Source organism: Aurantimonas aggregata (assembly GCF_010500835.1).
Classification (GTDB): Bacteria; Pseudomonadota; Alphaproteobacteria; order Rhizobiales; family Rhizobiaceae; genus Aurantimonas; species Aurantimonas aggregata.
In genome coordinates, this window is sequence record NZ_JAAAMJ010000050.1 from 1 (window position 1) to 9,403 (window position 9,403).

General features: G+C 67.7%; 9 protein-coding genes. 8 read left to right on the plus strand and 1 reads right to left on the minus strand.

The features are described from left to right. The first annotated feature begins 589 nt into the window (after positions 1–589). The 8 genes from GTW51_RS22805 to GTW51_RS22840 are packed head-to-tail and all read left to right on the plus strand — an operon-like array spanning position 590 to position 7,505. The gene (locus GTW51_RS22805; protein WP_203566275.1) at positions 590–1,045 is read left to right on the plus strand and encodes a Na+/H+ antiporter subunit E; all 456 of its coding nucleotides are present in this window, start codon (positions 590–592) and stop codon (positions 1,043–1,045) included. Beyond that, positions 1,042–1,353 (plus strand): MrpF/PhaF family protein, encoded by a 312-nt coding sequence (locus GTW51_RS22810; protein WP_163046321.1) that lies wholly within the window; start codon positions 1,042–1,044, stop codon positions 1,351–1,353. The genes GTW51_RS22805 and GTW51_RS22810 overlap by 4 nt, the downstream gene beginning before the upstream one ends. Further along, positions 1,346–1,627, plus strand: coding sequence for a cation:proton antiporter (locus tag GTW51_RS22815; RefSeq protein ID WP_343034097.1), 282 nt, complete (start codon positions 1,346–1,348; stop codon positions 1,625–1,627). Before GTW51_RS22810 ends, GTW51_RS22815 begins: the two co-directional genes overlap by 8 nt. Further along, positions 1,624–2,562 (plus strand): hydrogenase subunit MbhD domain-containing protein, encoded by a 939-nt coding sequence (locus tag GTW51_RS22820; RefSeq protein WP_343034098.1) that lies wholly within the window; start codon positions 1,624–1,626, stop codon positions 2,560–2,562. Before GTW51_RS22815 ends, GTW51_RS22820 begins: the two co-directional genes overlap by 4 nt. Then, positions 2,559–2,888, plus strand: coding sequence for an NADH-quinone oxidoreductase subunit K (locus tag GTW51_RS22825; protein WP_163046322.1), 330 nt, complete (start codon positions 2,559–2,561; stop codon positions 2,886–2,888). The genes GTW51_RS22820 and GTW51_RS22825 overlap by 4 nt, the downstream gene beginning before the upstream one ends. A gap of 2 nt (positions 2,889–2,890) precedes the next feature. Continuing rightward, complete coding sequence (locus GTW51_RS22830; RefSeq protein ID WP_246233372.1) at positions 2,891–4,357, plus strand: complex I subunit 5 family protein; 1,467 nt, start codon at positions 2,891–2,893, stop codon at positions 4,355–4,357. Continuing rightward, on the plus strand, positions 4,354–5,817 hold the full coding sequence (locus GTW51_RS22835; protein ID WP_163046324.1) for a complex I subunit 5 family protein: 1,464 nt from the start codon (positions 4,354–4,356) through the stop codon (positions 5,815–5,817). The genes GTW51_RS22830 and GTW51_RS22835 overlap by 4 nt, the downstream gene beginning before the upstream one ends. Beyond that, complete coding sequence (locus GTW51_RS22840) at positions 5,814–7,505, plus strand: complex I subunit 5 family protein (RefSeq protein ID WP_163046325.1); 1,692 nt, start codon at positions 5,814–5,816, stop codon at positions 7,503–7,505. Before GTW51_RS22835 ends, GTW51_RS22840 begins: the two co-directional genes overlap by 4 nt. 550 nt (positions 7,506–8,055) lie before the next feature. Here GTW51_RS22840 and GTW51_RS22845 read toward each other — a convergent pair. Further along, positions 8,056–9,303: a cation:proton antiporter gene (locus GTW51_RS22845; RefSeq protein WP_246233370.1), complete on the minus strand. Its 1,248-nt coding sequence runs from the start codon at positions 9,301–9,303 to the stop codon at positions 8,056–8,058. Positions 9,304–9,403 lie beyond the last annotated feature (100 nt).

Below are 9,403 nucleotides of genomic sequence, written 5' to 3' on the forward strand. Positions count from 1 at the left end.
GTGTTTGCGTCAGCCGCGTACTTCGTCATGACGGTTGGGTGCTAACAGGAACGACGCCGCTTCAGTGGCTGCTCACCGTATATGCGCCGTGCCCAGGCGCTGCGCCGCTCCCCAACTAATTAAGGCAGAGTTCACGAATTGAGACCTCCACTGGCTCGCATCCGTTCGTTGCCGGTGGTTGACGATCGCTGCCGGACTGTCCGGCGTCAGGGTCCAAGCACGCCCGATCCGCGGACTTGCCGCGCACTGCCCCGGCAGGTCTCTTGTTGGGCCCTTCCGGCAGCCTGGCTCGGGCCTTTAATAAGACCCGCGAGGTCAATCGTTGCGGCCTTAAGGGAATTACCCGGTTCATACCGGCGGCACCCAAATAGCCGACCTATTCGTCCGAGCGGAATTGTGAGTGACGGGGTCTGCGCGTCCATGAAGCCCCTGTCCTCCGCTCCAGCCATGGATCTCGGTATTTTTAGTTGTCAATAGTTGAATTTTACAACTACTGTAGACGTCGGATTTTCCCTTGCGGCGCGACCGGCGAAGCTTAGGTTCTGCTCGCATCAAGGCGCAACCTCAGCGGCGCGTGGGGGGGAACTCAGTGACAAGATCCGTGGCAGCGGCAAGACGGCTCGTTCTGTTTGCAGCCCTCTGGTTCGTCCTAACCGACGGCGAAGGCGCGGCCCTTGGCGCGGTGGTGGTCTTGGCGGCAAGCTGGCTGAGCCTCCGCCTTCTTCCGACAACACGTCCACTCAGGATGTCGGCGCTGCTGGCGATCGTCCCCGGCTTCGTCTGGCGCTCGCTGCTCGGTGGTGTCGACGTTGCGCGGCGGGCTCTCGATCCGCGCCTTCCGCTCGATCCGGGCTGGATCGAGATCCCGGTGGACCTGACTGATGGCGGCAGGGTCGCTCTGGGCGGCGAGCTGTCGCTGATGCCGGGCACGCTCGTGGCCGGCAGCGCCAACGGCCGGCTGCTGGTCCATGTCCTCGACCGGCAGCAAGACACCGTAAGCGCCGTGCGGAACGAGGCGATGCGGATGGGCAAAGTGGCCGGATGACTACCTGGCTCATCACTCTTGCGACGCTGCTGCTCCTCAGCCTCGGCGGCGCCCTCTGGCGGGTCTGGCATGGACCAGAGCCCGCGGACCGGATGATGGCGGCGCAGCTCGTCGGCACGGGCGGGGTGGGCACGGTGCTGCTGCTCGGCGCGGCGACCGACTGGGGGATGATCGACGTCGCGCTGGTGCTGGCGCTGCTCGCCGCGTTCACCGCCGTCGCCTTCGTCAAGGCGCACAGCGCCGACGGCGCCGGCGACCCGGAGGAGGAAGAGACGACGGCGCCTGAGGAGGAGCCGCGCCGTGGCTGACCTCGTCACCTATCTGATGACGGCTCTCGGGATGGTGTTCTTCCTCGCCGGGACCGCTGGCCTGATCCGGTTTCCCGACACGTTCAGTCGGCTGCACGCGCTGACCAAGGCGGACAATGTCGGGCTCGGCTGCCTGATCGTGGGACTGGCCTTCCAGGCCGACGACTGGACCGTCATTGCCCGCCTGGCGCTCATCTGGGGGCTTGCCGCGCTGGCGGCGGGCACGACGGCGCAGCTTGTGGCGCGCTCCGCTCTGCTTCGGCGCAAGCCGTGACGGCGCTGGCCGAGACCGGCTTCGATCTCGTCCTCTGCGGCATGATCCTTGCGGCGGCGGCTTCTGCCCTCGGGATGCGCGACCGGTTCGGTGCGGTGGTCTTCTTCATCGTCTACGGCGTCTTCATCGCCCTCGGCTGGCTGCGGCTCGACGCGGTGGACGTTGCCCTGGCCGAGGTCGCGCTGGGCGCCGGGTTGAGCGGCGTGCTGCTTCTGCGAGCGAACGCGCGTCTGCCGGCGAGTGCGCGGATCGCCGCCGGGCCCGCCGTGAGGATCGTGCCGGTCGGGGTCGCCGCAGCCGTCACGCTGATGCTCGGCTGGGCGTTCCTGACGCTGCCCGAACCCGCGGGTTTGCAGGGGGCCGTGGCCGCGAATCTCTACGCGTCGGGTGCAGAGAACCCGGTGACGGCGGTGCTGCTGAATTTCCGCGGATGGGACACGCTCCTCGAGAGCGTCGTATTGCTGGCCGCGCTTATCGGCGTCTGGTCGGTGGCGACGAACGACGCCTGGGGCAGGCGGCCCGGTCTGACACAGCACGCACTGCCGGGCGGGGTGCTGGTAAGCTTCGGCCGGCTTCTGCCACCCGTCGGACTGATGATCGGGGTCTACCTCGTCTGGGTCGGTTCCTCTCGGCCGGGAGGGGCGTTCCAGGGAGGCACGGTGCTCGCGGCCGTGGCGCTTCTGGTGATGATGGGCGGGCTGATGCGGCCCCCGCCGGTCGTCTCGCGCCGGCTGCGCCTGGCGCTCGTTGCAGGCCCCGCGGTCTTTCTGGCGGTAGGGCTGGTCGGCGCGGTGGCCGGCACGTTCCTCGGCCTGCGCCCGGACATCGCCAAGCCGCTGATCCTCGGGATCGAGGCGGCATTGACGCTGTCGATCGCGACCACGCTGGCGCTTGTCGTCGTCGGACCGCCGGAACAGCCGGAGGAGCGAACATGATCGACGCTCCCACGCTCTACGGCCTCTGCGGCGCGGCGGTCATCGGCGTCGGCATCTACGGCTTCATGATCCACGCCAACATCCTGCGCCGGCTGCTGGCCTTCAACGTCATCGGCTCGGGCATCTTCCTGATGCTCGGCGCGGCGGCAGGCCGGGCGCCTGGTGGGCCGCCCGATCCTGTCCCGCAGGCGCTGATCATCACCGGCATCGTCGTGGCGCTGTCGGCGACGGCGCTCGGCGTCGCGCTGTTGGTCGCCTATGCCCGGGCAAGCGACAGTGCGCGGCTGCCGGAAGATATCGAAGATATCGAAGACGATCCGGCGTGACGATGCTCGTCGCCACCATCCTTGCCCTGCCGCTTGCCGCGGCGATGCTGGCCGTGATCTTCGGCCGGCACGGGGCCGGGCTGGCGGCTGCGACCTGCGCCGTGCAGGGCGGGGCGATCACGGCGCTGATCGTCGTCGTGGCCCAGGAGGGCACGGTGACAGTCGAGTCCGGGGGCTGGCCAGCACCGCTTGGCGTCGTGCTGCAGGCCGACGGGCTCGCCTGCGGCTTTCTCGCGATGACGGCGCTGGTGATGGCCGGCGTCACGGCGCAGGGACGGGTGCAGTTCGCAAGCCCGAAAGGCGAGACCCGGGCAGCCTGGGCGTTCTGGCCGCTCGCCCTGCTGCTGTGGGGGGCGCTTAACGTGGTGTTTCTGTCCCGCGACCTGTTCAACCTTTATGTCGGGCTCGAGCTGATGTCGCTCGTCGCGGTTGCGCTGGTCGCCATCGACGGCAAGGCCGAGACGCTGGCGGCGGCGCTGCGCTACATGCTCGTCGCCGTCTTCGGCTCGCTCCTCTATCTTCTCGGCGTGGTTCTGCTCTATTCCGCCCATGGCGTCCTCGACATCGGGCTGATCGCGGCGCGCGGCGCAGCCGGACCTGCGGACATCGTCGCCGCTTCGTTGGTCACCGCGGGACTTGCCGCCAAGATGGCGCTGTTTCCCTTCCACGCCTGGCTGCCGCCGGCGCATTCCGGGGCGCCGGCGCCCGCTTCGGCGATGCTTTCGGCGATGGTGCCGAAGGCTGCCTTCGTGATCCTCATCCGGTTCTGGTTCGAGGCGGTGCCCGACCTCGCCTCGGCGGCGATCCTGATGCTCCTCGGCGCTCTCGGCGCGGCGGCGATCCTGCACGGCGGGGTGATGTCGCTGAGGCAGAGCCGCCTGAAACTCGTCATCGCCTATTCGACGGTGGCGCAGGTCGGCTACCTGCTGCTGATCTTTCCGCTGGCGGGAGGCGAATCGGCAGCACAGCCTTGGGCCGCAGGCGCCTGGACCGGCGGCGTGCTCCACGCGCTGAGCCACGGGCTCGCTAAGGCGGCGATGTTCCTGTGCGCTGGCGTGTGGATCGCCTCGCTCGGCCACGATCGGCTGGACGGGCTCTGCGGGCAGGCCCGGGCGACGCCGATGGCCACCTTCGCTTTCGCTCTCGCCGCAATCACGCTGATGGGGCTGCCCCCTTCGGGCGGGTTCATCGCCAAATACCTGATGCTGACCTCGGCGCTGGCCTCTGGCCAATGGTTCTGGGCACTGGTCCTGCTGGCAGGCGGCCTTTTGACGGCAGCCTACCTTTACCGTCCGCTCGCGGCCCTCGTCGCGACGGCGGACGTGGCGCCGCCCTCTGCGCCGTGGGACCAGCAGATCGCGCCGCTCGTGCTGGCGGCGGCGGCGATCCTCCTCGGGGTCGCGTCCAGCGCGCCGTTTGAGTTCCTCCAGATCGGCTATCCGCAGGCTGCCGTGCGGGGGCTGGAATGAGCGCCCTCCTGCCGGTCCTGATTCTGCTCGCGTCGCTGGTGCCTGCGGGACTGACCTTCTTCGTGCCCGACCACCGACGAGTGCTGCGCAACACGCTCAGCCTCGGCGGCGCCGTGCTCAAGCTGGGCCTCGTCGCCTTCATGCTGTTCGAGGTGGCGGATGGCACCGTCTACGAGAGCCGGCTTGAGTTCGCGCCGGGCCTTTATCTGCTCCTGCGCGTCGACGCGCTGGCGCTGCTGTTCGTGTCGCTTTCGGCGGTGCTCTGGTTCCTGACCACCATCTACGCCATCGCCTATTTCGGCAAGAAGCCCGAACTGTCGCGGTTCTTCGGCTTCTTCAGCCTGTGCGTCGCGGCGACCACGGGCCTTGCGCTGTCGGGTACGCTAATCTCGTTCTTCATCTTCTACGAGCTTCTGACGCTGTCGACATGGCCGCTCTTGGTGCACAAGCGCGACGGCAAGTCGCTGGCCGCCGGGCGCGCCTATCTCGCTTACGCGCTGCCGGCGGGCGCCGTCCTGCTGGCCGCAATCGTTTGGCTGGAAAGCGTTGTGGGCCCGGTGGAGTTCACCGTTCCCCCCGATCTCGACCGTCTCGATGACATCAGCCTACGGATCATCTTCGCGATGTTCGTGGTGGGTTTCGGTGTCAAGGCGGCGCTGATCCCGCTGCACGGCTGGCTGCCGAAGGCGATGGTGGCGCCGGCACCGGTCAGCGCGCTGCTGCATGCGGTCGCCGTCGTCAAGGCCGGCGCGTTCGGTATCCTGCGCCTCGTGTTCGACGTCTTCGGCCTCGACCGCGTCGCCGCGCTCGGGCTTGGCACGCAACTCGCGGTTCTCGCCTCCGCTACGATCCTGTGGGGATCGCTCCAGGCGTTGCGGCAGACGGAGATCAAGAAGCGCCTGGCCTATTCCACCGTCAGCCAGGTCTCCTACATCGTCCTAGGCGTCGCGCTGGGCGGGCCCTATGCGGTGACCGGCGGGGTCGTGCATCTCGTGCACCAGGGGCTGATGAAGATCACCCTGTTCTTCTGCGCGGGGATCTTCGACCAGCAGGCCGGCGTGTCAAGGATCGACGCCCTCAACGGGATCGGCGTCCGGATGCCCTGGACCGCGGCCTGCTTTACGATCGGCGCGATGGGGATGGTCGGGCTGCCGCCGACGGCGGGGTTCGTCACCAAGTTCTACCTCGGCGTTGGGGCGCTGCAGTCGGGCGCGCCCTGGGCGGTGGGGGTCCTCGTCGCCTCGACCCTTTTGAACGCGGCCTATTTCCTGCCGCTGGTCTACCGAATGTGGTTCATCGACGCGCCGCCCGAGGAACGGCCGGTCGAGGCGCCGGCGTTGCTGATCGGCCCCGCCGTCGTCACCGCGCTCGCCTCGCTCGCGGTGGGTGTGCTGGCCGGCGCGGCGATCAGCCCGCTCGGCTGGGCGACGCTTATCGTCGAACGGGAATATCTGCCATGATCGAGGCCAGCCGCACGCTACTGCCGCTCTTGGCGCTGGCATGGCCGCTGGCGCTGGCGGCCCTCGCGTCGCTGCCGCCGGTCCGGCCGCACGCGATCCGGTTGCTGCTGTTCGCGCCTTTGCCGGCGCTCTGGCTGGGCCTGACCGAAGTCCAGGGCAGCGCTTCGTTCCCCGCTTTGCTGCTAGGCGTCACGCTGGCAGCATCGCCGGCGGGTGCGCTGCTTTTCGTGATGACGGCGGCCCTGTGGTTCGGGGCGGCGGTCTATGCGCAGAGCTACATGACGGGCACGCGCAAGCCCGCCGTCTTCGCGGGGTTCTGGTGCCTGACGCTGGCAGGAAATCTCGGCGTCTTCCTCGCAGCCGACGTCGCCACCTTCTACGTCGCCTTCGCGACCGTTTCGCTCGCCGCCTATGTCCTGATCGTCCATGAAGCCACCGATGCCGCATTGCGCGCCGGGCGTGTCTACGTCGCGATGGTCGTCCTCGGCGAGGTCTGCCTGCTCGCGGCCTTCGTCATCGGCATCGCGGCGGCCAACAGCCTCGACATCGCCGAGATCCGCGCAGCCCTGGCGAGTGCGCCGCTCGGAGCCCTGGCCGCCGTGCTGCTGGTTGCAGGTTTCGGCATCAAAGCCGGCCTCATGCCGCTGCATTTCTGGTTGCCGCTCGCCCATCCAGCCGCCCCGACGCCGGCCTCCGCGGTCCTGTCGGGCGCGATCGTGAAGGCGGGAATCATCGGTATGATGCTGTTTCTCCCCGCAGGTACCGGTTTTGCCGGCTGGCTCGTGGCGCTCGGGTTCGTCGGAGCGTTTGCAGGCGCACTTCTGGGCCTGTCGCAGAGCGATCCGAAGGCGATTCTCGCTTATTCGACGATCAGCCAGATGAGCCTCGTCACCGCGCTGATCGGCAGCGCCGCGGCGAACGGCGCCGGATACGAGCAGATCGCATTCTACGCGCTCCACCACGGGCTGGCCAAGGGCGCGCTGTTCCTGTCGGTCGGCCTCGTTGCCGCCTGTGCGGGCGGCTGGCGGGCCGCCAAGCTGGCGGCCGTCGCACTGGTGGCCCTGTCGGTTGCGGGCGCGCCGCTAACCGGCGGCAGTCTCGCCAAGCTCGCGGCCAAGTCGGAACTTGCGGGCATGGCCGATACCTTGCTGACCCTCACCGCCATCACGACGACGCTGGTCCTGGCATCGTTCCTGATCCGGCTGGGCGACGCCAAGCCCGGCAGAGGACGTCCGCCACTCCTCCTGGCGATACCGACCCTCGCGCTCGGGCTCGCGGCGCTCATCGTTCCCTGGCTGCTCGGACCCGGCTGGTCAGGTCTCGAACCGGGCTATGCGGTGCGATGGTCGTCGCTCTGGTCATCGGCCTGGCCGGTCGCTGCAGGTCTGGCGGCTGCCCTCGTCTGGAGCCGCCGCCCCAACACGGAACCGGCCTCGACTGGCCGGCGAACAGCCTCGCGCGTGCAGCTCTGGCGGGACGCTGTCATCCACGATGTGCAATCCATGGCGACGGCCGCACAGGTGCGAGGCGAACGCCCGGAAAAGACTGCTAAACGCGCATGGGCCGATCTCCGCGCCGCTATCGGCGTTGCGAACGGTCTTGAACGGCGCCTGCAACGGGGAGAGAACGCGACTTTCTTCCTGATCGTCTTGTGCGGCACGATCGCGCTGAGCCAATGGCTCTGGTGATCGTCGGCGCCAGGCGCCCCACAAGCTCCAGCGGGAATGGGCGCGCGAGGCGGGCGCATCGGGATCCATTCGGAATGTCGGATTGGGAGCCCAAGGGCAGCTTTTCGAGGAAGGCGCCGAAAACCTGCCGCTCTTCTGCGGCCAGTTCCGGCACGATTCAGTGCGTTCGCAATGCTGGCGCGGCGGGCCTTTACACTTCCGACGTAGTCTCCCGAAAGCAGCCGCAAGCGGCTCGAGATACGCACGGTCGGCGACCATCGCATCCGGGCAATCGGAGCCGGGGCTGCCCCGATTGCCTCTCGGCAAGCAGCGTGGTCAGCCGCCGCGGTATGGAGGCCGCTCTCCAGTTGACGCTCCAGTGGAAGCCACCGTGTCGCGAGGGCCTAACTCTTCAACCTTCTATGTCCGGTGAGCAGGCGTCCCTTATACTAGGCGTTCGCATTACTGGGAATGGCGTACAAGGGTCGAGAGCCGAACGACTGCTATCCAAGAAGGCGCTCCTGAAGCCGCCGGTCCGCTACCTGCCCATGACGTCGCTCCGGCTTCGGTCCTATGATGGCGGCGTTGAACGCCGTGACGCTTCGGTAGCGGGCCCTTGCAGGCCCGGCGGTGGTATGGCGTTATCGGCGTCGGGATCTCGCCCTTGTAGCCGATCCAGCGTTCGCATGATCGGGGTGACCGTCAGCCCGTGAAGCAGGACCGACATCAGGACGACCACGCCGACGATCGCCCACAGACGCTCACTTCCCTCGACCTCCATATGGTTGAGCCCGTAGGCCAGGTAGTAAAAGGAGCCGACTCCGCGTATTCCAAAGAAGGCGATCGTCAGCTTCTCGCCCCACGAGGCATTCAGCCCAAGCAGTCCAATGAGCCCGGTCACTGGCCGGACGATAAGCAGGATCACCACGGCGGCGAGAGCGTCGGTCCAGGTGAGCGGAGCCAAAAGTCCGTTGACGAGAGCGCCGCCGAACAGGACCAGCAGCATCATCATGACCAGCCGCTCGATCTGCTCGGTCATGTCGTGCATCTCGCGGTGGAAGTCGTGATCGCGATGGGCGTGGCGGAGCGTCAGCGCTGTCACGAATACGGCGAGGAACCCGTAACACTGGATCATCTCGGTGAGGCCGTAGGAGACGAAGGTCGCCGCGAGCGCGATCAGTCCGTCGCCTGTTTTGGCAAGCTTGGTATCCGCCGGGATATGAAACGTCAGCCAGCCGAAGGCCCGTCCGATAAGCCATCCGCCAACGACGCCAGCGCCGATCTCCCACAGGACGCTGTGGGTGACCCACTTCAGGGCCCATGGCTCGCCTGTCGTGGCCGCGAGCCCCAGCGCAACGGCGAGGTTCACGAACGGGAACGCGAGCCCGTCGTTGAAGCCCGCCTCGGAGGTGAGGCCGAACCTGACCTCGTCTTCCTCGCCGCTCCGAGGCGGCCCGACCTGGACGTCGGCGGCCAGGACAGGGTCGGTCGGCGCGAGGGCTGCTCCGAGCAGCAGGGCAACGATCCACGGCAGCCCCATCCACCATCCGCCGATCAGCGTGATGGCCGCGATGCCAAGCGGCATCGTCACCGCGAGCAGGCGCCACGTCACCGCCCACTGTCGCCAGCCGAACTCACGATCGAGCTTCAGGCCGGCGCCCATGAGCGCGATGATCACGACGAACTCGGTAAAGCGTTCGGTGATCTCCGGATAGGCCAGGGGCAGTGGCCGGTCGGTGACCTGCGGGAGCGAGAAGATGGCCAAGCCGATGGTGATGCAGACGATGGGAAGTGGAGTGCACCCCATTTCGCCGGACAAGCGGCGGTTGGGTTTAGGCACTGAGCCTGATGAACTCGCGCGGCGAGCGGAACTTTAATCCTGAGTGCGGGTGGACCTCGCAATAATCCTCGATCCAGTC

Coding starts and splice junctions, on each gene's coding strand:
- GTW51_RS22810 (WP_163046321.1), top strand. CDS start 1,042: ATGACTACCTGGCTCATCACTCTTGCGACGCTGCTGCTCCTCAGCCTC.
- GTW51_RS22825 (WP_163046322.1), top strand. CDS start 2,559: ATGATCGACGCTCCCACGCTCTACGGCCTCTGCGGCGCGGCGGTCATC.
- GTW51_RS22830 (WP_246233372.1), top strand. CDS start 2,891: ATGCTCGTCGCCACCATCCTTGCCCTGCCGCTTGCCGCGGCGATGCTG.
- GTW51_RS22835 (WP_163046324.1), top strand. CDS start 4,354: ATGAGCGCCCTCCTGCCGGTCCTGATTCTGCTCGCGTCGCTGGTGCCT.
- GTW51_RS22840 (WP_163046325.1), top strand. CDS start 5,814: ATGATCGAGGCCAGCCGCACGCTACTGCCGCTCTTGGCGCTGGCATGG.